The organism is Ornithinibacillus xuwenensis (assembly GCF_039614845.1).
Lineage (GTDB): Bacteria > Bacillota > Bacilli > Bacillales > Amphibacillaceae > Ornithinibacillus > Ornithinibacillus xuwenensis.
Genome location: NZ_JBDIML010000010.1, coordinates 1 through 21,241 on the forward strand (window position 1 = coordinate 1; position 21,241 = coordinate 21,241).

28 protein-coding genes and 1 pseudogene are annotated in these 21,241 nt (G+C 37.5%); 5 read left to right on the plus strand and 24 right to left on the minus strand.

Annotated elements, in window-relative coordinates; genetic code table 11:
• Nucleotides 1–367: 367 nt before the first annotated feature.
• Entirely contained in the window at nucleotides 368–589 is a 222-nt protein-coding gene (locus ABC228_RS17975) for a hypothetical protein (RefSeq protein WP_345826634.1), read from the minus strand.
• Nucleotides 590–819: 230 nt separating this feature from the next.
• On the opposite strand from ABC228_RS17975, the gene pdaB reads away from it, so the two are divergent.
• Nucleotides 820–1,578, plus strand: coding sequence for a polysaccharide deacetylase family sporulation protein PdaB (gene pdaB, locus ABC228_RS17980; protein WP_345826564.1), 759 nt, complete (start codon nucleotides 820–822; stop codon nucleotides 1,576–1,578).
• 45 nt (nucleotides 1,579–1,623) lie between these two features.
• On the opposite strand, the gene ABC228_RS17985 is transcribed toward pdaB, so the two are convergent.
• Entirely contained in the window at nucleotides 1,624–2,223 is a 600-nt protein-coding gene (locus tag ABC228_RS17985) for a KinB-signaling pathway activation protein (protein WP_345826565.1), read from the minus strand.
• A 141-nt stretch (nucleotides 2,224–2,364) separates the two neighbouring features.
• Between ABC228_RS17985 and gerD the strand changes: the two genes are divergently transcribed.
• A complete protein-coding gene (gene gerD / locus ABC228_RS17990; protein ID WP_345826566.1) occupies nucleotides 2,365–2,997 on the plus strand; it encodes a spore germination lipoprotein GerD in 633 nt (210 codons plus the stop codon).
• 57 nt (nucleotides 2,998–3,054) lie between these two features.
• Here gerD and ABC228_RS17995 read toward each other — a convergent pair whose 3' ends face one another.
• From ABC228_RS17995 to ABC228_RS18005, 3 genes are all read right to left on the minus strand, one after another.
• Nucleotides 3,055–4,113 carry an Mrp/NBP35 family ATP-binding protein gene (locus tag ABC228_RS17995; RefSeq protein ID WP_345826567.1) on the minus strand — a complete coding sequence of 353 codons (1,059 nt, stop codon included), beginning with the start codon at nucleotides 4,111–4,113 and terminating at the stop codon, nucleotides 3,055–3,057.
• Nucleotides 4,114–4,252: 139 nt separating this feature from the next.
• Entirely contained in the window at nucleotides 4,253–4,924 is a 672-nt protein-coding gene (gene cwlD / locus ABC228_RS18000) for an N-acetylmuramoyl-L-alanine amidase CwlD (RefSeq protein ID WP_427902240.1), read from the minus strand.
• Nucleotides 4,925–5,070: 146 nt separating this feature from the next.
• A complete protein-coding gene (locus tag ABC228_RS18005; protein ID WP_345826569.1) occupies nucleotides 5,071–6,225 on the minus strand; it encodes a GNAT family N-acetyltransferase in 1,155 nt (384 codons plus the stop codon).
• Between the two features lie 184 nt (nucleotides 6,226–6,409).
• Between ABC228_RS18005 and ABC228_RS18010 the strand changes: the two genes are divergently transcribed.
• Nucleotides 6,410–7,129 (plus strand): Na-translocating system protein MpsC family protein, encoded by a 720-nt coding sequence (locus ABC228_RS18010; protein ID WP_427902241.1) that lies wholly within the window; start codon nucleotides 6,410–6,412, stop codon nucleotides 7,127–7,129.
• A gap of 81 nt (nucleotides 7,130–7,210) precedes the next feature.
• A complete protein-coding gene (locus ABC228_RS18015; protein ID WP_345826570.1) occupies nucleotides 7,211–7,441 on the plus strand; it encodes a hypothetical protein in 231 nt (76 codons plus the stop codon).
• Nucleotides 7,442–7,494: 53 nt separating this feature from the next.
• Here the strand turns inward: ABC228_RS18015 and ABC228_RS18020 are convergent, their stop codons facing one another.
• The 3 genes from ABC228_RS18020 to ABC228_RS18030 form a co-directional block, all read right to left on the minus strand.
• The gene (locus tag ABC228_RS18020; RefSeq protein ID WP_345826572.1) at nucleotides 7,495–8,721 is read right to left on the minus strand and encodes an efflux RND transporter periplasmic adaptor subunit; all 1,227 of its coding nucleotides are present in this window, start codon (nucleotides 8,719–8,721) and stop codon (nucleotides 7,495–7,497) included.
• On the minus strand, nucleotides 8,721–9,395 hold the full coding sequence (locus tag ABC228_RS18025; protein WP_345826573.1) for a hypothetical protein: 675 nt from the start codon (nucleotides 9,393–9,395) through the stop codon (nucleotides 8,721–8,723). The genes ABC228_RS18020 and ABC228_RS18025 overlap by 1 nt, the downstream gene beginning before the upstream one ends.
• A gap of 275 nt (nucleotides 9,396–9,670) precedes the next feature.
• Nucleotides 9,671–9,907: a hypothetical protein gene (locus tag ABC228_RS18030; protein WP_345826574.1), complete on the minus strand. Its 237-nt coding sequence runs from the start codon at nucleotides 9,905–9,907 to the stop codon at nucleotides 9,671–9,673.
• A 206-nt stretch (nucleotides 9,908–10,113) separates the two neighbouring features.
• On the opposite strand from ABC228_RS18030, the gene ABC228_RS18035 reads away from it, so the two are divergent.
• Nucleotides 10,114–10,662: a DUF3231 family protein gene (locus tag ABC228_RS18035; protein WP_345826575.1), complete on the plus strand. Its 549-nt coding sequence runs from the start codon at nucleotides 10,114–10,116 to the stop codon at nucleotides 10,660–10,662.
• 187 nt (nucleotides 10,663–10,849) lie between these two features.
• On the opposite strand, the gene ABC228_RS18040 is transcribed toward ABC228_RS18035, so the two are convergent.
• From ABC228_RS18040 to ABC228_RS18115, 16 genes and pseudogenes are all read right to left on the minus strand, one after another.
• Complete coding sequence (locus ABC228_RS18040; protein WP_345826576.1) at nucleotides 10,850–12,112, minus strand: hypothetical protein; 1,263 nt, start codon at nucleotides 12,110–12,112, stop codon at nucleotides 10,850–10,852.
• 308 nt (nucleotides 12,113–12,420) lie between these two features.
• A complete protein-coding gene (locus ABC228_RS18045) occupies nucleotides 12,421–13,008 on the minus strand; it encodes a hypothetical protein (protein ID WP_345826577.1) in 588 nt (195 codons plus the stop codon).
• Nucleotides 13,005–13,355, minus strand: coding sequence for a hypothetical protein (locus ABC228_RS18050; protein ID WP_345826578.1), 351 nt, complete (start codon nucleotides 13,353–13,355; stop codon nucleotides 13,005–13,007). Before ABC228_RS18050 ends, ABC228_RS18045 begins: the two co-directional genes overlap by 4 nt.
• A 145-nt stretch (nucleotides 13,356–13,500) precedes the next feature.
• Nucleotides 13,501–13,893, minus strand: a complete 393-nt coding sequence (gene rpsI, locus ABC228_RS18055; RefSeq protein WP_345826579.1) for a 30S ribosomal protein S9 — start codon at nucleotides 13,891–13,893, stop codon at nucleotides 13,501–13,503.
• Nucleotides 13,894–13,911: 18 nt separating this feature from the next.
• Complete coding sequence (rplM, locus tag ABC228_RS18060; protein WP_345826580.1) at nucleotides 13,912–14,349, minus strand: 50S ribosomal protein L13; 438 nt, start codon at nucleotides 14,347–14,349, stop codon at nucleotides 13,912–13,914.
• A 274-nt stretch (nucleotides 14,350–14,623) separates the two neighbouring features.
• Nucleotides 14,624–15,367, minus strand: a complete 744-nt coding sequence (gene truA, locus ABC228_RS18065) for a tRNA pseudouridine(38-40) synthase TruA (protein ID WP_345826581.1) — start codon at nucleotides 15,365–15,367, stop codon at nucleotides 14,624–14,626.
• 22 nt (nucleotides 15,368–15,389) lie between these two features.
• The gene (locus tag ABC228_RS18070) at nucleotides 15,390–16,190 is read right to left on the minus strand and encodes an energy-coupling factor transporter transmembrane component T family protein (RefSeq protein ID WP_345826582.1); all 801 of its coding nucleotides are present in this window, start codon (nucleotides 16,188–16,190) and stop codon (nucleotides 15,390–15,392) included.
• On the minus strand, nucleotides 16,183–17,055 hold the full coding sequence (locus ABC228_RS18075) for an energy-coupling factor ABC transporter ATP-binding protein (RefSeq protein WP_345826583.1): 873 nt from the start codon (nucleotides 17,053–17,055) through the stop codon (nucleotides 16,183–16,185). Before ABC228_RS18075 ends, ABC228_RS18070 begins: the two co-directional genes overlap by 8 nt.
• Nucleotides 17,031–17,870: an energy-coupling factor ABC transporter ATP-binding protein gene (locus ABC228_RS18080; RefSeq protein ID WP_345826584.1), complete on the minus strand. Its 840-nt coding sequence runs from the start codon at nucleotides 17,868–17,870 to the stop codon at nucleotides 17,031–17,033. Before ABC228_RS18080 ends, ABC228_RS18075 begins: the two co-directional genes overlap by 25 nt.
• A 243-nt stretch (nucleotides 17,871–18,113) precedes the next feature.
• Nucleotides 18,114–18,467, minus strand: a complete 354-nt coding sequence (gene rplQ / locus ABC228_RS18085; protein ID WP_345826585.1) for a 50S ribosomal protein L17 — start codon at nucleotides 18,465–18,467, stop codon at nucleotides 18,114–18,116.
• Between the two features lie 45 nt (nucleotides 18,468–18,512).
• Nucleotides 18,513–19,457 (minus strand): DNA-directed RNA polymerase subunit alpha, encoded by a 945-nt coding sequence (locus ABC228_RS18090; protein WP_345826586.1) that lies wholly within the window; start codon nucleotides 19,455–19,457, stop codon nucleotides 18,513–18,515.
• 303 nt (nucleotides 19,458–19,760) lie between these two features.
• Nucleotides 19,761–20,150 (minus strand): 30S ribosomal protein S11, encoded by a 390-nt coding sequence (rpsK, locus tag ABC228_RS18095; RefSeq protein ID WP_345826587.1) that lies wholly within the window; start codon nucleotides 20,148–20,150, stop codon nucleotides 19,761–19,763.
• A 22-nt stretch (nucleotides 20,151–20,172) separates the two neighbouring features.
• On the minus strand, nucleotides 20,173–20,538 hold the full coding sequence (gene rpsM / locus ABC228_RS18100) for a 30S ribosomal protein S13 (protein WP_345826588.1): 366 nt from the start codon (nucleotides 20,536–20,538) through the stop codon (nucleotides 20,173–20,175).
• 22 nt (nucleotides 20,539–20,560) lie between these two features.
• Nucleotides 20,561–20,674: a 50S ribosomal protein L36 gene (gene rpmJ, locus ABC228_RS18105; protein WP_010095733.1), complete on the minus strand. Its 114-nt coding sequence runs from the start codon at nucleotides 20,672–20,674 to the stop codon at nucleotides 20,561–20,563.
• A gap of 31 nt (nucleotides 20,675–20,705) precedes the next feature.
• A complete protein-coding gene (gene infA / locus ABC228_RS18110; RefSeq protein ID WP_010095735.1) occupies nucleotides 20,706–20,924 on the minus strand; it encodes a translation initiation factor IF-1 in 219 nt (72 codons plus the stop codon).
• Nucleotides 20,911–21,224: pseudogene (locus tag ABC228_RS18115) on the minus strand (KOW domain-containing RNA-binding protein). The gene infA and the pseudogene ABC228_RS18115 overlap by 14 nt, the downstream one beginning before the upstream one ends.
• Nucleotides 21,225–21,241: the final 17 nt, after the last annotated feature.

Below are 21,241 nucleotides of genomic sequence, written 5' to 3' on the forward strand. Positions count from 1 at the left end.
ATAATTGACACCAATCAATTATAGGTTGTTTCTTAGCAAAGAAGCGCTAGCTTCTGTATTTCTTTTATCGAAAAAACAGGGTATGTTTTTTCTTGACATACTGGTTGTTTTGTTCAGTTTTCAAGGAACAATCTTTTATAATGTCGTTTTTAGCGACAAGATATAATTTATCATGTTTGCCATCAGATGTCAACATCTTTTTTTGAAAAACTTTTAAAAGATATTCGACAATGTTTCTAGCTGACAACAGAAATTAATATACCATAGCTATAAAATAAAATCAACGGGAATTCCTAAAAAAAGTCTCTTCAGAAATTTTTGCAATCAATCTATTGTTAATAGAATATGTAAACCAACTCATTAGCTATTATTCATTCTGTGTCTTCTTCGGTATATATCGCATACACTCTTTATCGGTTGCTACACGTCTTAATAACTGAAATAAGATTTTATACCTTTCTCTCATCGCACTCTTAACCATATTATCAATTCGATTGTCATCTAAATCAAAAATGATTTCATCTAGCTCACGTTTAATTAGATATTCCAATTCTTTTAATTCTGTTTGATTTATCATTAACCCTAGCATCATATCACCTCAACAAAATTCAACATCTTTCTATTAAATTCATCGTTTACATATACTTTCGAAAACTCATTAGTTCTATGTCGGTTATATTATATCGTTCACATTTTCGCTTAATTTATGCAACGACCTCAAAGGATTAGAATTTAAATATCTAATAACAGCTTGTTCATATTTTAATATTTGCTTCATATGATGTAATAGAAAGCTTGTTTATTTAGGGGGTAGAATAGATGAATCATTTCTATGTTGTACGACTAAATAAGTTTAAAAGATGGACATTAGTAGTTGTTCTAGCATTTTTTACAGCTGGATTCTTATGGTTTGGAGGTAATGGTGCTTTATCTGTTTTCTCAAAGGAAAAACCAGTCGCCTTAACAAAAGGGAATGCAGATGAGCCTAACATTGCGTTAACCTTTAACATTAGCTGGGGGGAACAAAAAGTTCATGATATCTTAAAACAGCTTGAGCAGCATCAGGTTCAAGCAACCTTTTTCGTCAGTGGGGAATGGGCAGAGAAGCATCCTGAAATTCTAAAAAAAATTTCCGAAAGCAAACATGAGATTGGGATGCTTGGTTATCGTTACAAGAGCTATCTAGAACAGGAAAAGGAGCAGGTTAGAAAGGACTTACAATACGCAAAAGAAATATTCGGTAAGCTAGGGTATAAAGACTTGGAGCTGGTAAGAGCACCCCATGGTCATTTTAATGATGAAATTATTGAATTAGCAGAAGGCTTAGGACACAAAGTGATTCATTGGAATGTAAATCCAAACGATTGGCAAAATCCTGGTACACAGGTGATTGTTGACCACGTCATGTCTAAAACTACAAATGGTGATATCATATTATTACATGCGTCCGACTCCGTAAAGCAAACTACTGAATCACTTAAAACAATCCTACCAGGATTAAAAAATAAAGGATTTAAATTTGTTACAGTTTCAGAAATGATTAATCAAGCACATGCAGAGTCTAAAATTGTGGAATAATAAAAAACCTGATGATTTGATTGGTAATCATCAGGTTTTTTTACATTATTCAGCTTTGTTTAACCGATGTAGCATTAGCAGTTGATATGTATTACAAACTAGTAACGTCACAATCATGATTAAAGAGAAATCTGCTCCGATCAAACCAATCCGAAGAGCAGGGACCCATTCAACAACCGTGAAAACTACCATAAAAAATAGCGCCGGGATAAATGCGTGTTTCTTGGTTTCTTTTGCCTTGATCTTTGCAATTGCCCATCCATAGATAACGATTGCCACTGCAGCTAAGATGTACCAGATAATGGATACCTCCCCTTCCGCTTCCTTATACGGAAAGTAGATTAGGTCAAAGACAATAAATGCAATCAAGAACAATTGAACGGTTGGCCAAAATGAGCGAAATATACTTAATCCGAACCTATTAACAAACAAATAGGCAAAAAAGCCAGTCTGGCTCACAGCACTATATAACAAACCATGCCCAATAAAAAATAACATAACACCAATTAAGCCCCATATATTCAACGGCTGTAAGTTATCCGTATAAGCACCATTTACATTCACGAAAAAACTCATAATAAGGCCAATTAAGCCCCCAATAGCTAGGGTTTTTATAAATAAATTTACCACTTTTCGACTATTCAACGTATACGATCCTCCTGATAAATATTAAATCCGCTTCACACAATACGTATTTTAACATGAAAGCGATCTTTTTTCCTTTATCAAGTGTATATTTTAAAAATTGTCATCCATATTAAAAGATAAGTGGAAGGAGGATTAGGCATGCAACGTGTCTTTTACTTGTCATTTATTGGTGTTTTACTCCTCTTGATGAGTGCATGCGGTGGGGAAGCTGCCACAAAAGAGACAGATTATGATACAACCAAAAAAATGGTTGTTGACATATTGCAAACAGAAGATGGCAAAAAAGCCCTAGGGGAAATCCTAGCAGATGAAAAAATGCAACAACAGCTTGTGATTGACTCTGCTGCCGTGAAACAGTCTATCAATGAAACGTTAACCTCCGATAAAGGCACTGAAATGTGGAAGAAGCTATTCGAAGACCCTAAGTTTGTGGAGTCTTATTATAAGTCCATTGAAGAGGACCAAAAAAAGTTAATGAAAAGCTTAATGAGTGATGCTGAGTATCAAAAGCAAATGCTGGATATATTACAAAATCCAGAAATGACGGAACAAACGCTACAAACCTTAAAAAGCCAACAATTTCGTGCACATCTAGAAGAAACAATTCAACAGACCCTAGAATCTCCCCTATTTCAAGCAAAAATCCAAGAGATTTTACTAAAAGCTGCTGAGGAACAGAGTAAAGGACAAGAAAAAGGCGGCGAATCTGGAGGAGAAGGCCAAGGAGGAGGATCTGGCGGTGGTGAAGGTGGATCCGAAGGTGGCGGTTAGAAGGAACTTGCAAAAAATATAGGCATATCCCCCACAGGAGATATGCCTACTTTTTATTTATTCTTCCATTTTCGCAATTACTTTCGCAGCCATTTTATGATATTCTTTTCCATTCGGATGGTCTTCTTGATAGACAGATGGCGCAAAGACGTCCTCTTCTTCATAAGGCTGCTGGATTGGAAGCTGGCCAAGCACTTTTGTGTTTAGCACTTCTGCTAGCTTCTTACCTCCACCTTGCCCAAATACATATTCTTTTTCACCAGTTTTTTCACTCTTGAAGTATGCCATATTCTCGACAACACCCAAGATTTCATGCTCCGTCTTAATTGCCATTTGACCTGCTCTAGCCGCTACAAATGCTGCTGTTGGGTGTGGCGTTGTTACAATAATTTCCTTACAAGAAGGTAATAGCTCATGAACATCCATTGCGATATCGCCCGTTCCAGGCGGTAAGTCTAGAAGTAAGTAGTCCAAGTCTCCCCACTCAACCTCTTTGAAGAAGCTATTGAGCATTTTTCCTAGCATTGGCCCACGCCAAATAATTGGTGAATTATCCTCTACAAAGAATCCCATAGAAATTACTTTAACACCAAAACGTTCTACCGGAATGATTTTTTCAGCTCGTACAACAGGTCTTTCTTCAATACCCATCATATCTGGTACGCTGAATCCATAAATATCCGCATCGATAATCCCCACTTTTTTACCTAGCCTTCTAAGTGCAATAGCAAGGTTTACCGTTACAGTTGATTTACCTACGCCACCTTTACCACTAGCGATCGCTAAGAAATGAGGTTGTTTATTGCCACCCATTAATGCTTTTTCCTTAGCACTTTCAACAGCAGGCTGGAACTTCTTAATCACTTCATCTGGAAGCTGTTCGAAACGTAGTCCGACTGTTACAGCACCATTTCGTTTTAATATTCCTACCAATTCTTGTTGGAGTTGCATTTGTTCAGCCGTGTTGGTTTTACCAATAGCAACCTTAACACTAACATGATTCTTATCTTCTTTTATGGTTATTTCTTTAATACCTTCAGTTTCTTCAAGTGTTTTATGTAAAAAAGGATCTTTTACAGGATTCAGTAATTGTACAACTTCTTCTTTCGTTAACACATAATCACCTTCCTATTTCCAGCATTCTGCCTTCTTTAAATATATGTCCAAGGCTAGTATAACATAAATCGCTTAAAATCTAAGTGATATGAATTATGGAAGGGATTACTTTTCTGACAAGAATCACTGTAAAAGCACTTTATTCTTCCGCTTCCTCCTCTGGTTCTTCGGATACGTAACGCAGAATACCTTCATAAATACTTCCTGCCATTTGTTTTTGATAGGTGCCTTGCTTTAACAACTCTCGTTCTTGTTCATTCGATAGGAAACCAATCTCCACTAATGCACCCGGAATCTCAGCATGCTTTAATAAATATAGGCTATTTATTGCTAGAGCACTCCGTTCTGTGTTTTCTAAATTACGTTTGATTTCCGCTTGTATCATCTTCGCTAGATGCTTACCCTCATCTGATTTAGGATAATAAAATGTTTGTGCTCCGCTCCACTTCGTCGATGGAATGGCATTAAGATGAATCGTGATAAAAAAGTCAGCATTCTGTGAATGGATAAATTCCATCCGTTTTCGAATATCTTCTACCTTTCTTCTAGCCAATCCCTTGGTATCCTCAGCAGCTAGGTCCGTATCCTTTTCTCTTGTAAGATAAACAGTTGCCCCTGATTGCTGCAAATAATCCCTTAGTTTTTTGGAAACATCTAATGCAATATCCTTCTCTAACGTATCATCTCTTCCAACCGCACCTCCATCAGGACCTCCATGACCCGGATCAAGCACAATCGTCTTACCAGATAACGGTAAAGAAAAGCCTGCCGTATGCTCTACAACATCTGGTAACGGGAATTTTATTAGCATTACCAGTACGACTAACCCAACTACCCAAGCAACAATTTTTCCTAATCGATTCATCCTATTCGCCCCTTTAATAATCCTCTACCTATTCTATGGGACAAGTAATTGGATTATGACTTGCGCGAATATACGACTGTGAAACATTCCTTCTAAAAGAAGTCTGGGAAATAGGTTTGCTGACGTGGTATTAATTGCTCCAATTTATTAATTGCCTGAACGTCCCCTTGTATTAACCCTAAATGATATAAATCAAGTGGTCGCTTATATCCAAGAAACATCACCGTGAACTGCTGAATGGTACAGATAACTCCTACTTCTTTTTTTGTTTCATAGGTAACCACTTTACCACCTTGATGCAAGCAGTAGGTGCCTGTATTATCCGGTAAAAATTCATCCTCCACATAAATCGAAATCGTATCATTGCTTGTAGAACTTACGAATGGATATTGCTCTAAGAACTTCCGTACGTCCACTACTCTCGCCATAAAATACGGATCCACCTTCGTCTCAAATCTTGGTTCTCTGAGAAGTAATGGAATATTATCATTCTCTGGGACAACTAATTCTGCATTCTCTGCCATGGAATCATGATTTCCAATAAATTGCATCAGTAGCTTTAATCCCTTTAGCGATTGATACGCAATCTCAATAACGGTAAATAGCTTATCCTTCACCTCAAATACAATATAACCCTCAGGCTGACCTGTCTCATGAAAAGCCATTGCAATATGGACGTCATCTTTTAACACTCGTTGCTTCCACCATTTTTCATCACGCAAAATAGGGCCGGTATAATTTTTTGCATAGTTAAGATACACGTTATTTAGTAAATCAATATCTGGTTTAATGCGTCTGACATACCCATCAACATTCCAATTTTGCTTTAGCTTGTCAAAAGGAATTTTATATAGCTTTTCATTAAAGGTGATTTCCCAGCCGTACTTACGATAAAAAGGAACGGAGAAGGGATGTAAGTAGGAGATTAATTGATCATTCTCCTTCATGTGCTGTAGGGCGTGAGCCAACAGGTATTTTACCATTCCATTTCTCCTGAATTCTGGCCAGGTAGCAACAGAGCTAATCCCCCCCATTTCAAAAGGCTTACCATGTATCGTTACCGTAAGTGGAATTAAATGTAGCTTTGCGGCAAGCTTTTCCTCTACCATCACACCCCAAATCGTATGTCGTTCTGCTTCCTGCCGCTTCTTTGCGAGGTCTTCTTCTGAAAGCTTATATTGAAAAGCAAACTGCGACAGTGTAAAAATATCGTGATAATCATGGACCAAGTTTAATTGTTTAATCAAACACCTTACCTCCTAACAGTAATGAAGGTTAATTGTATATTCTCCTAAGAAATCCGGAAGCAATCGTAAATTGCGGACCTAGGAATAATTTCCTTCATTTGGTTGATAATCTTATTAATAGCATTTAAAATAAACACTGGGTAAAAGACCATTGCGCTTTTATCTATACAAAAGGATGTTAAATTTGGACAAGCAAGAAGCACAAAAGGATTTATCTAGTTACATTGGACGAATCTTACGAGATAACTTTGGACGAGGACCCGAATCCGTTTTTGTTTCCATAAAAAAACCTTTTATCTCCGTTTATATTAGGAATTTCCTCTCCCCAATGGAAAAAGTGCTCCTTACAGAGCATCAAGAAACAGTTGTACAGACTACCCGAGATATATTAATGGCTACGTTAATTCCAGAAATAAAAGCATACATACGAATCGTAGCCGATATGGAAATTGAACAATTTTATTATGATTGGGGACTACATAATCATTCTGGAATGTTTTTCGCTATTGCCTCGGATAAAACGGATATCGACAAATTATTACATGAGGACTTCTTTGGAAAAGATGCCCTCCATAAAGAAATTGATCACATTGGACAACAAGCTGAAAAAACTCCTGAAAAGGTATTTTCCATCAAACTTAACGACAGAACCTATGCGGTCATACGCAGAGGTTTGTTTATAACCATTGAACGAGAACTAATCCGAATGGGTCAGCAAGAAGTACTAAAGCTCGCAAAAAGACGCATTGAAAAACGGCTTTTACATAATAATATGCGTTTAGAAAGTATTTTAGATGGTAAAATTGATGACTCATTTGTAGATTGGGATTTTGAACGCGATCAAAGTGTTATTTTATTTAGTGTCAATCCAAATCAACCAGGCGGTAATGAACTAGACAAATAAGCTAGACATGAGCCAAAAAGCTGTAAGCACTGCTTACTTCTTTTTGGCTTTTTTTATTGTCTTAAAACAAGGAGAGAGATTTTGAAACGTATAAACTTTTATAAAAAAGTATCAACCGAGTTATTAGGCTGCTTCTATTGCTTTACCCTAGATAAGATTGAGAAACAGATGAACGTAAGCAATATGTTATATGAAAATAGCTTAATTGAAAAAGTAGCAAAGGAAAGGGGTATTTCTCTAATTGAATTACGGATTATTGGGTATTGGATTATACAAAAGGAAAGAAACCTTATCAAGGATGAACTAGAATAGCATGGTCAAAAGTAAGAGAGTGGTTTCATACCACTCTCTTACTCGGTAATCTATTATCGTGCTAATAATCCCATTACAAGATAATGTTTCCAGTCCTTATAATCACCTAGCTTTAACCAAGGCACTGTCTCAAATTTTAACGGTGTAATAAAAGGCATGTCCATAAAGGATGACTGCATACTCTCTGTTGCAATCGTATCACCAGCTACTACCCCATTCATTACCTCAACTTGATTACCCATGAAAATGCCAGTTTCTATTGGGACTTTTTCAAGTTTACCGTCCTTGCTTAACCTCCAAATATGGTTATGAAAGAGATACTTTTCTTGAATGGTAGCAGCATTAAGTGCCTCATTCACCGTGATCGTTAGATTTGCATGGTAACCAGGTAATACAGCATCTAATTGCGAATCATCTGCAAAAGCTACATCTACTGGATAGACACTTTGCTCATTAACAGCAACATCCCCCACCGGTGAGTCACCGATACCCTGAACACTACCTTTCAATTCTTGCTCACTCTCCACCAACGTAACCTCAACTGATTGACCAGGTTCAACACTTATGCGAGCATCCTCTGTTAATTCTCCCGCAACTTGTATTTCTGTTGTTTCAATGACAATAAGTGGATCCGCTAAAGTGGAAGAGATGGATTTCACTTTCCCCTGGTATGGACTGTTGACGGTAATCGTATCTCCGCCTGCCCTCAAGTCATCTAATTGTGATTCAATGTTTTTTCCTTGCTCACGTTTTGCAACCAGCTCTTGTTCCTTCTCTATTAGAAACTGCTTTTTTTGTAACTCTGCTTCTATTGGGTCACTCGACGGTACGACGACATTTATATCTTCCTCTTCATCTGTATTAACTACCGGCACGGTAGGACTTGGGATCGTATAGGCTACCATTTCTGCAATCGCATCTTCTATCGCAGAAATTTCTCCTTTCACTTGAATCAATTGATTTTGTAATGCCGCTTCCATTGTGGCATAATCATGAACGCGATATTCAAATAGAGGATCACCTTCCGCTATTTCAGTTCCTTCCTCTACTAAGAAGCCGTCGAAACTCCCAATAGATTTATCAAAGAACACATAGTTTTCATCCGCGTAAGCAACTACTCCCTTTGCATCTACCGTTTCAAATAAATCAGTTGTATACACATTGTCCCATTCAGATACATAGCCATGTCTTGTCACTTTTCCACTATCATCTATGAAAACTAATAGAATATTTACTGCAATAAATACGAAAATGACGAACCATATTATTTTTCTCCGCATTATTCAAACCACCTATTCATGAGATGAACATCTGCATAAGCTAAAACGGCTGTTAACGTCCAAAGGATGACGTGGAATAAAATGACCGTGCTCCAAATCCACCCTTTATGTATTGCTGATAACTTACATAAAAACTTTATTTGAAAACCTATAATCCATATCTGAAATATGGAGATAGCACCGAAAAAGTAAATAAGAAATGAAATATCGGTTATATATGATGCCATTATCCCAAATGAAAAAGGAGAAACATACCAATCTAAACCGGCATATACAACAAGCGGTATCCACAGCAGCCTTTCTATTAACATGACAAAAAGAACCACCACTTGCATTAATACCAGCTTCTTATAGGGTACTTTTGTTACCCAATAAAAAAGAAGCGAAGAAAGAAACAATATAAATAATACAAACAATAACGAATAGATAACTCGTCCAATAATAAACCAAAATTTCTGCAACTCATATTCTGCAGGATCTAATAATACCGCTCCATTAGAAATAAGCGAAGAGCCGATTCCTATCACACTCATCCATGTAAATACCAACACACTAAATAAGCCAAGTAGGGTTATAATCTTCCATGGGTTTTTAATTACTTCTGCTTGCTTAATTCGAAAAATATGATCGTCTACTGCAAAAAATAGTTTGATTATTTGTATGGAGTACGTCATCGTTTCACCCTTTTCCCGATTATGAAATTGTGGGAATCTATTTTTCCTAATTTTACCTTATCATTCAGCAAATTTCTATATTTTTCAATTAATTTAGAATATAATGGTGCTTAGTACCTAGTAACCGTTTTTATCTATTAGGAACAAAGCGCATAAAAATAAAGACTTTCAATATGATGGATTGAAAGTCTTTATTTATTGTTCCTATGCGTACCGGTTTACAGAGCAATCACTCTAGTACATACATTGTTTCGTTAAACGAAAATGATTAGGTATTAATGTTGTGCTGGTTTTAATTCTTTTGCTGGTGATTCAAGCGCTTTGTTTTTCTCCGTACCACGGGACTTACCAAACAACCTACCAACCTGCCATCCAATAGCCATATTTGTCACACCCATCAGAATAAACAACAAGTAATCGCCAATAGGCTCTGGAAGCATTAGATCAACAACCAACCATCCTCCAGCTGTTGCAGCTCCAATAATAGCACCAATAACTGATTTACGGTTCATTTCGAGCATCACCCCATATTCTTAAGTTAAGAATCTATTCCGTTATATAGAAGCTTATGTGAGTAGGAGTCGCGAAATAACTAGAATTTTGCCTAATGCTCGTCCACACACATAGCTACTAATGAAAAAGCATGGTTTCTTAACAAATAAAATTAGCAAACATGTAGAAAATAAAGAAGGAAAATAGTTTAGAATGGTGGGGTAAGATGACAACCGTATTTGAAGCTGTTAAAGATTTTCTACAACTAAACTTCGATAACGAACCAAAGAATCCGTTACATGTTGGAGAAGTAATGGGCTGTTGGATGTACCTTGCATTAATGGATGAAGCAACGATTTATATTCAAATCGGGTTAAATTCCACAAATGATGACGAGGTAAAGGAATTATTAACACAAAGCCTAAAACAATGTGAAGACCAAGGAAAAAGGTTTAAGGAATTAATGAAAACCGAGGGAATTTCCTTACCTCCTACTAGTGAGCAACGACCAAACTCTGACCCCAATGCTGTACCCTTAGGCACGAAGCTAACAGATGATGAAATTATGAATGGTCTCGGATTAAAAACCGCTGCGGCAGTAGTTCAATGTGCTACAGCAGCTAGTCAGGCCATACGATCTGACGTAGGGGCACTTTTTACGCATTGCATGCTAGAAAAAATGAAGTTTGGTAGTACGTTAAAAAAAGCGATGAGAAAGAGAGGGTGGATTAAAGTACCGCCATACTATTATCCTCCAGGAATGCCCAAACAATAAAAGGTAGACTAGAGAAGCTATAATCACGCTTAATATCTTTTTAGTTAAGTTCTATTATTCAGAGGCTAAACCACAGCTCCTTAAGCTAACAAAACTCCCTTGCGGAATGCATGGGAGTTTATTGTCGACATGATTTAGTTTAAGCAAAAACCTAACAACAGAGTTAGATAAATATACATAAAGTAAGCTATGTATGAGTTGGTAGTCGCTGCGGCATAATCACATAACCACTTGCCCTCCGTGTCTTTAGAGCTTTAATTAGCTGGCTCTGTAACGTCTCATGGCATGTTATCTGTAAAATCACTTCTGTTTTACGACTAGAAAAGATTTTTAATTTGCTTTTATTGAAAAGTAATTCAATTATTAATCCTAATATAAATCCACCTACTAACCCAATTAACCCCCAAATGATTGGTCCCCAATGCCATACAAAGCCATAAATCGTTCCAAGTACCATAAAGATTGAACCACTAATCATCGCACCATCCAAAATACTTCTGCCATCAACCCGGTGAATAGAATCTAATACGTGTGTCTGAGATTCTAAGTTTTCCAAAGGCAAGGCAACGATATTCTCAGGTGGAACTCCTAATTTCTCCATGTCATGGATCACCATCTCCAAAAAGGGAGAGTGTTCAAAGGTTGCAATTATTTGTACTGCATTATTCTCGACTTTGTTTTGATGTGCCAAATTTTCATCCCTCACTCTAAGGTGCCTCATTTGTTCAATATCGAATAAGGTATTATTTTCATTTACAGATGTATATGCTTGGTAGATTGCAAAAGCATACATGGAAGGCAAGAATAGAAACCATTGCCAGTCTACAATTGCAACGGCACTGCTAAAATCTCCAAGAAAGGAGTAGAGCACGACACGAACAGCCTCTGCCTTATAGGAAACATAGATCCACCATGCTAGAATAAATGTCCCAACAATCGTACTGCCACCATAAAATTGGCCTAAGCCGGGTGATAAAGATGACCAAACCATTCCAACCCAAGGTTTTTTCTTTTCAAGGATGATAACATCAAAAAAACTAACGTCAGAAGGCGCAACAGGTGCATCTTCAATTTCGGACAAAACATGACTCTTATTAATCTCAACGGAACAGCGATAACTATCCCAAATACTATATACATATACTGCCACATAAAGTAGAACCCATTCCTGATTTAACTGCGCAGTTGCTTCCTCAAACCTGCCATGGAAGGATAAAGCAATCCCCAGGTTAATATTAGCCATACCGTTTACGACTAGCTCCCAAATAATTAACACCAATCCATGTAGAAATTTCCCTATAAACATATGGCCAAAGCCAGGGAAAATTGCTGACCAGCCTGCCGCGACCCATGGAATCCGAGGGTAGATTGAGTTAATTCCAAATACGGATATTCTCCCTTTAGAATAGCGTGGTTTTATAGCATCTGACTGAAACTTCTGATGTGGCACAGGTATCCTCTCCTACAACATAAATCCTTATTTAATATTTACAAAAACTTCCTTTACTATTCAGGTTTTGAAACGAGGTATCCGAGTCCGAACGATTAACGTAGTAAAGATAAAATAGTTCTCAGTCGCGCTTCCTCATGACTTCGATTACTAGCAATAAAAAAGACTCCCAACCATATTGGTTGAGAGCCTTGAAAACATAACTAGAATCCTCTTTAACTTTAATAACATTTTCCAGACTATTAAATAATGTATTATCCAATAATCTAATGAGTTCACATACGGTATTCCATTATAAGGATCACAGGTTATTGTTCATCACTAGCCTCCGCTATTTTATCTTTTTGAAATTGATATAACGCTTGTGCAAAATCATCAAATTTTTCTGGTGTGAGCTTTTCCTTATCTGTACCCTTACCAGCATATTTTTCTACTGTACCATCCTCAAATTGCAACCATAGTCTCCAGCTGTAACCATCTTCATACGATTCAGCATCCTCAAAAGTATAATCAGATTTCCAATCTTGTACTGCATACTTTTTCAGAATATCTTGCACTTCATGGCTATTCTCTACAGTTGTCACTCCATCTTGCGCACGAAGTCCCCTTCGACTAATAATAGGGTTTCGATATATCTCATTATTCTCTACATCAATTGCCACAGCTTTATACGGCTGATCATTACTACTTTCATCAAAAAACACCTTGATTACCTCATCAATAGCATGCTTTTCAGTTGCTTCCTGCGCTTGTTGAATATATTTAAAATCAAAAATATCCACTTGATTCATTGCATTTTCAGAGCTATCTGGCTCAGCTTTATCATCTGACGATTGACAAGCTACTAGAAATAAACAAGTTATAAAAACAAAAGAATAAATTAATATATTTCTCATTCATCTTCACCCTCATTCATGGACTTCAACATTTCTTTCATATGCTCTTTTGCCTCAGGCAAGAATTCATCCATACTGTTTAACTGCGAGTCTCTAAAATCACTTTCCTCTATCATCACTGCTCCATAGTAACTAACAAAGCCTTCCTTATTGGGTTCGTTAACCCTTTCTTCTGATGCTTGTTCCAACTGTTTAATAATCCGTTGTTCCACATCACTATACATATGAGCTGTGAGTGTTTTTCCATTACTCGTAAATGTGCCTGCATCTTGTAATGCTTTAAAGCAATTATAACATTTAAAAGAAATAACAGAACTCTGCAACGGATGATTACTAGTCGTACTCATACGACTGAAGAATCGAAGAATTAAAAGTGAGAAACAACAAAAGTCCATTTTATCTCAGAGGCTGTTCAATTCCAAATTTGGACATGAAAAAGCCCTCTCTGCTTCATAAGAGCAAAGAGGGCTAACCATTGAAATATAAGGTTTATTAACGTTTTGAGAACTGTGGTGCACGACGAGCGCCTTTAAGACCGTATTTCTTACGCTCTTTCATACGAGGGTCACGAGTTAAGAACCCTGCACTCTTAAGTGCTGCACGATAACCTGGATCTGCTTCTAGTAAAGCACGTGCGATACCATGACGGATAGCACCAGCTTGACCAGTAAATCCACCACCATCTACGTTTACTAAAACATCATAAGTTCCTTGAGTTTCAGTTGCTTGAAGTGGTTGGTTAAGAATTAAAAGTTGAGTTTCATATGGGAAATAGTCTTTTGCTTCACGACCATTGATAGTTACTGTACCATTACCCGGTACTAAACGTACACGTGCAGTTGAGCTTTTACGACGACCTGTGCCGTAATATTGTACTTGTGCCAATTGATTTACCTCCTTTTATTATCCGCGAAGTTCGTAAACTTCAGGTTTTTGTGCTGCATGATTATGTTCAGCACCTCTGTATACATGCAATTTCTTACCCATTTTACGTCCTAAAGGTCCCTTTGGAAGCATGCCTTTGATAGCAATCTCAAGCATTTGCTCAGGATATTTAGTACGCATTTCATCAGCAGTACGTTCTTTTAATCCACCTGGATGTCCAGAGTGACGGTAGTACATTTTGTCACTTAGTTTTTTACCAGTTAGTTCAATTTTGTCAGCGTTAACGATAATTACATAATCACCAGTGTCAGCGTGTGGTGTGTAAGTTGGTTTATGCTTTCCACGAAGGATAGCAGCAACTTCACTTGCTAGACGACCAAGACGTTGGCCTTCAGCATCCACAACAAGCCATTTGCGTTCGATATTGTTTTCATTCGCCATGAAAGTTGTGCGCATGATTGGTTTCCCTCCATATTTTCATTCATTAATTTAAAATTACTTTTTCGTTATTCCTATATTTTCAACACAATTAGTTCCGGGGCTAATCGCGGTTTTAGAAATAAAATGCCATAGACCATAATATATCAAATTGGGGTGAAATGTCAAGAGTATACGAGATTTATTTTAGTTAAATTATTTCTATTTGTATCTCCGTAGTCTATTATAGCTCATTCGACATCAAAACGAAACCTGTCGATATTCCCCAGGAAATATTGTCGAAAAGAAAAACTTACTGATATCGTACCTTCCACAAGTATAACCCTTGAGGTGGCGCCGTCTTACCTGCCTTATTACGATCCTTACTTTCCAACATATCCATAATCGCTGAAGGCTTTATCTTTTCCTGACCAACATCTAGCAATGTTCCTACTAAAATACGGACCATATTATAGAGAAATCCACTTCCTCGAAATACAAATACGATTTGATCATTTTCTTGCTGGCAGGATACCTCATATAACGTTCTAATTTTATTACCTTTTACGGTTGCCTTAGCAGAAGAAAACGTTGTAAAATCATGTGTTCCCTCAAAAAAATTACAGGCTTCTTGGATTGCTTGTATATTAAGTTTATATGGATAGTGCCAAACATAATTTCGTTTAAAAATATCAGGATCAATCGTGTTCTGAACAATATATCGATACTCTTTTTCTACGACATCATATCGAGCATGAAAATCCGCTGATACTTCCTCAGAATGATGCACATATACATCATTAGGCAGCAATGTATTGAGTGCTTTTTTCCAACTATTTCCCGGGATATGAAGGCTTGTATCGAAATGAATTGTCTGTCCTTTTGCATGAACCCCTGTATCGGTCCTACCGGAAGCGTGAATGCGAATTTGTTCGCCCTTGTGTATTTTCATTAGGGCGCCTTCTATCTCACCTTGTACAGTTCGTTTTTGAGGCTGGATCTGATAACCAGAATAATTTGTTCCATCATATGCAATTATACAGCTAATCTTTGGCATTACAGTCCAACCTTCCTAACCTCTAGTAATTTCTTGTAATGAGTAGCCCTGCAACAATGATTGCAAATGTAATAAAAACAAAGACGTCAATTCGTTTTATTCGCAATTGTCGTAGCTTCGTTCTTCCTTCACCACCCTGATAGCCTCTTGCCTCCATAGCCATTGCTAATTCCTCCGCTCGTTTAAATGCACTAACAAACAAAGGTACTAATAAGGGAACAATAGCTTTTAAACGTTCTTTAATCGGCCCTGTGCGGAAATCTACTCCTCTTGAGGCTTGCGCCTTCGAAATCTTATCTGTCTCTTGAAGTAATGTTGGGATGAAGCGTAGTGAAATAGACATCATCAACGCTAATTCGTGCACAGGAAACTTGATCTTCTTTAAAGGATGTAGCATATCCTCAATCGCATCGGTTATTTCAATCGGAGTTGTAGTTAATGTTAGTAACGATGTGATTAAAATTAATAAGAAAAACCTTAACGAGATAGCAAATCCTTGAATTACAGCACCAGAATATATGTTAAATCCAATAATCTCAACTAACACTTCTCCTTCTTTCGTAACAATTAAATGAAGGATAAATGTGAAGATGATTAAAAACCATACTGGTTTTAATCCCTTCAATATAAAGCGAATTGGAATTTTAGTTAATGCCGTTGTTACCAATGCAAATACAGTTAAAATACTATAGCTAGCTATGTTATTCGCAAAAAATACAATAATGACAAATAAGAAAATAATCGTAATCTTGGTTCTTGGATCTAATCGATGCACGAGAGAATTTCCTGGGACATATTGACCGATAATCATCGAATTATTCATCTGAGTCAGCCTCCTTTAGGACATGCCGAATCTCAGAGGCTAATTCCTGAACTGTCTGTCTCGTAAAAGGAATGGATGCGCCAAAACGTGTCTCAAATGCATGTAAAAATTGAATCATTTCTGGTACGTCTAATTGAACCTGATTTAATGCTTCAGGATTCGTAAATACCTCTTTAGGATTGCCTTCCATGTATTTTGTGCCTTTATTCATAATAATGACATGGTCAGCGTATTTAACCGCATCCTCCATGCTATGCGTAACTAATACGGTAGTAAGCTTCTGTTTTTGATGCAGATCATAAAACATATCCATCATTTCTTGTTGTCCTCTTGGGTCAAGTCCAGCTGTAGGTTCATCTAGGACAAGCACCCTAGGCTTTAGTGCTAACACGCCAGCAATTGCTACTCTTCTCATTTGGCCCCCACTCAAATCAAATGGGGATCGTTCAAGTAATTTCTCATCTAACCCAACTGCAGGGATAATTTCCTTTATTCTTCTTTGAATCTCTATTTTAGAAACACCAAAATTCTCAGGGCCAAACGCAATATCCTTTGCAACCGTCTCCTCAAACAATTGATGCTCTGGATATTGGAATACAACACCTACTTTACTACGCAACTCCTTAAGGTTCTCTGGCTTTTTCTCAGAATTAATGGTGTATTCACCTATTTGTACTTCTCCTTTAGTTGGGGCTAATAGTCCATTCAAATGCTGTATTAACGTTGACTTACCAGAACCCGTATGCCCAATAATTGCTACAAATGTTCCTGATGGTACGTGAAAAGAAAGGTTTTCTAATGCTTTATGCGAAAAAGGTGAGTTTGCTTGATAGATATAGCTCACATTGTTGAATGTAATGTCCATAATTCCTCCAGTAATTCATCATGATTCAAAGGTTCACTAGTAATCATCAAATCATTCTTTTTCAGTTCGTCAGCAAGAATGGCAATAAATGGAACATCTAAGCCGATCTTTCGTAACGCATCTTTTTTGGCAAATACCTCTCTTGGTGTTGCTTCATCCCATACTTCCCCATCATTCATGACTATCACGCGCTCTGCCTGGGTAACCTCTTGCAAATCATGGGTAATGGTAATCAGTGAGATTTCATTCTGATCTTGAATATCAGATACCGTCCGCATTATTTCCTTACGTCCTTTAGGATCTAACATAGCAGTTGCTTCATCCAGAATGAGTACCTCTGGTTTAATTGCAAGTACACTAGCAATTGCTACACGTTGCTTCTGTCCACCAGAAAGACGATGTGGCTCAGTTAAACGATAATCCTGCATCTTCACTGCGTTTAATACCTCATCAATCCGCTTTATCATTTCTTCTCTAGGCACACCACGATTTTCCATACCAAATGCAACATCATCTTGAACTGTTGTGCCTACAAATTGGTTGTCTGGATTCTGAAATACCATTCCTACCTGTTTACGTATATCCCAGACACTCTCTTCTGTCACAGGTACCCCATTAATGCGTATTTCTCCTTTTTGTGGGAATAGCAATCCATTCATTAACTTCGCAATTGTAGATTTACCAGATCCATTGTGACCGATAATTGCAACCCACTCGTCCTTATATATGTTAAAAGAAACATTCTTCAATACCCAAGCCTGCTCTTCTCCGTATCGAAATGATACATCTCTAAACTCTATAAATATCTCTCTCATCTTAATCCTCCTCTAACTATTCAATGCCTGGGTTTTAGTGCTTTATGTTATGTATTTTACTACTTATCTTGCTTTATGTTAAATAATAATGGGCTAATCAAACAACGAACACTTACTAGAATAAGTCGTTACTAATACGTGCACACTATTTATTCGTAATTGTACAAAATCACGTACAAAAAAAGGGCTTGGATTTCACCTCGTGGAAGAGATTCAGTCCTGCCCTTAACGCGTATGGATTGATTAAACTAGCTCAATAATTGCCATTTTCGCTCCATCACCTTGACGTTCACCTAATTTAAGAACGCGTGTATATCCACCTTGTCGATCCTCATAGCGTGCAGCTACATCATTGAAAAGCTTTTGAAGAACAGAATCTTCTTCTCCTGCTTCCTTATTGTATAGGAACGCTGCAGCTTGACGACGAGCATGAAGATCACCACGTTTACCTAACGTAATCATTTTATCTACGATAGATTTAAGTTCTTTCGCCTTTGCTTCTGTCGTTTCAATCCGTTCATGAATAATTAAATCAGAAGCAAGGTTACGAAGTAGCGCCATACGAGCGTCTGTAGTACGTCCTAGTTTTCTAGCCATGGACTATCCCTCCCTTTCTTGAAACTCTAAAGATGTCTGATATTATTAGTCGTCTTTACGTAAGCCCAGTCCTAAATCAGTAAGTTTTACTTTAACTTCCTCTAGAGATTTACGACCAAGGTTACGTACTTTCATCATATCTTCTTCAGATTTATTTGAAAGCTCTTGAACTGTATTAATGCCAGCACGTTTTAGACAATTGTAAGATCGTACAGATAAATCTAGTTCTTCAATTGTCATTTCCATTACTTTTTCTTTTTGGTCTTCTTCTTTTTCGACCATGATTTCTACGTTCTGCGCTTCGTCAGTTAAACCAACAAAGATGTTTAAATGCTCAGATAGGATTTTTGCACCTAAAGAAATAGCTTCCTCTGGGCGAATGCTACCATCTGTCCATACATCTAGTGTTAGTTTATCGTAGTTTGCACTTTGACCTACACGAGTATTTTCTACTTGGTAAGTTACACGTGATACCGGTGTGAAAATGGAATCAACTGGAATAACACCAATTGGTTGATCTTCATGTTTATTTGCATCAGCTGGAACATAACCGCGACCACGTTGTGCCGTAATTTTCATACGCAAGTTACCTTTTGCATTTAACGTTGCAATCGGTAATTCCGGATTCAATACTTCTACATCACTATCATAGGTTAGATCAGCAGCAGTAACTACACCTTCTCCTTGCACATCAATTTCTAATGTTTTCGGTTCATCTGAGTAGATTTTTAGGGCAAGCTTTTTCAAATTCAAAATGATTGTCGTAACATCTTCAACTACTCCATCAATAGTTGAAAACTCATGTAAGGCACCATCAATTTGAACTGATGTTACAGCAGCACCTGGAAGTGAGGATAGTAGGATACGACGCAAGGAGTTTCCTAGAGTTGTACCGTAACCACGTTCGAGCGGCTCTACCACAAATTTTCCAAATGTAGCATCATCACTAATCTCAACCGTTTCAATCTTTGGCTTTTCTATTTCAATCATTCCAAATACCCTCCTTTAAAACGTCGAAACCCCGGTTAGATACATATCTAACCGAAATTCCTCAAATAGGCAGTTGGCGTTTCTGCACTACCTGTATAGTTTTTCGTACTATTTTGTCTTTGCGATGCTGTATAGCAAGGTTTTCGTAAAAGAAAATATAAGCCATAAGCCGAATGGCTTTTTAGCTTAGTAATTTCTTTTCGGTAACCTTGGTGATCTTTTCTGTGTAATATTTATCTTCACCATATACTTTTAGTCATCATAACCCATTATAGACAGGGTGACAAATAATATACGTTAAAATTATACACGACGACGTTTTGGTGGGCGGCAACCGTTATGAGGTACTGGAGTTACGTCTTTAATTGCAGTAACTTCTAGTCCTGCTGCTTGCAATGAACGAATAGCAGCTTCACGTCCAGCTCCTGGACCTTTAACTGATACTTCTAGAGTTTTCATACCATTGTCAACTGCAGTTTTTGCAGCTGTTTCAGCAGCCATTTGAGCAGCAAATGGAGTTGATTTACGAGAACCTTTGAAACCAAGCGCACCAGCAGAACTCCAACCAACAACATTACCTTGAACATCAGTGATCGTTACAATAGTATTGTTGAAAGTAGAACGGATGTGTGCAACACCGGTCTCAATATTCTTTTTCACACGACGTTTTCGTGTATTAGTTTTACGAGCCATTTATTCGTTTACCTCCTTCACGTTATTTTTTCTTATTAGCGATTGTGCGACGCGGACCTTTACGTGTACGAGAGTTGTTTTTCGTGTTTTGTCCACGAACTGGTAATCCACGACGGTGTCTTAATCCACGATACGAACCGATTTCAATTAAACGTTTAATGTTAAGAGAAATCTCACGACGAAGATCCCCTTCGATAGTGTAAGCATCAACTGCTTGACGAATTCTTCCTAACTCATCTTCCGTTAAATCACGAACACGAGTTTCTTCAGAAACGCCTGCTTCTTTAAGGACATCCTGTGCAGTTTTCTTACCGATACCATAAATGTAAGTTAAAGAAATAACTACACGCTTTTCACGTGGAATATCTATACCTGCAATACGTGCCATATTATTTGCGCACCTCCTTCAATTATCCTTGTTTTTGCTTGTGTTTCGGATTTTCACAAATCACCATTACTTTGCCTTTTCGTTTAATGACTTTGCATTTTTCACAAATTGGCTTAACAGATGCTCTTACTTTCATCATCTTTACCTCCTTTTATATCGGAGCTCGCTTATTTATAACGGTACGTAATTCGTCCTCTTGTTAGATCGTACGGAGAGAGTTCTACCGTTACTTTATCACCTGGTAATATACGAATGAAGTGCATACGAATTTTACCAGATACATGTGCCAAGACCGTATGGCCGTTTTCAAGCTCTACATTAAACATCGCATTTGGCAATGTTTCCGTTACGGTTCCTTCCACTTCAATTACATCATCTTTCGCCATCGTGTTGATCTCCCTTCTTTAAATCAGTCACAATATTGCTTTCACAAAACATGCAAATCGTATTTTCTATTTGTGACACGACCAGTATCTAGAAGGCTGTTTTGGACTTCTGGAGACGTATAATCCATAATTCAATATGATGTGTGCTCTTTCTCTTTGGTCGATCATATTTACGTTTTCCCCATCTGCTACCAAGACATAACGACCATCAATCACTAAAAATCGATAATGTCCTGCTTCACGCCCTTGCAAAATACGAACAACTTGACCTATTCGTGGAATCGAATCAGTTTCGCTCAACAACGTCTACCTTTAAG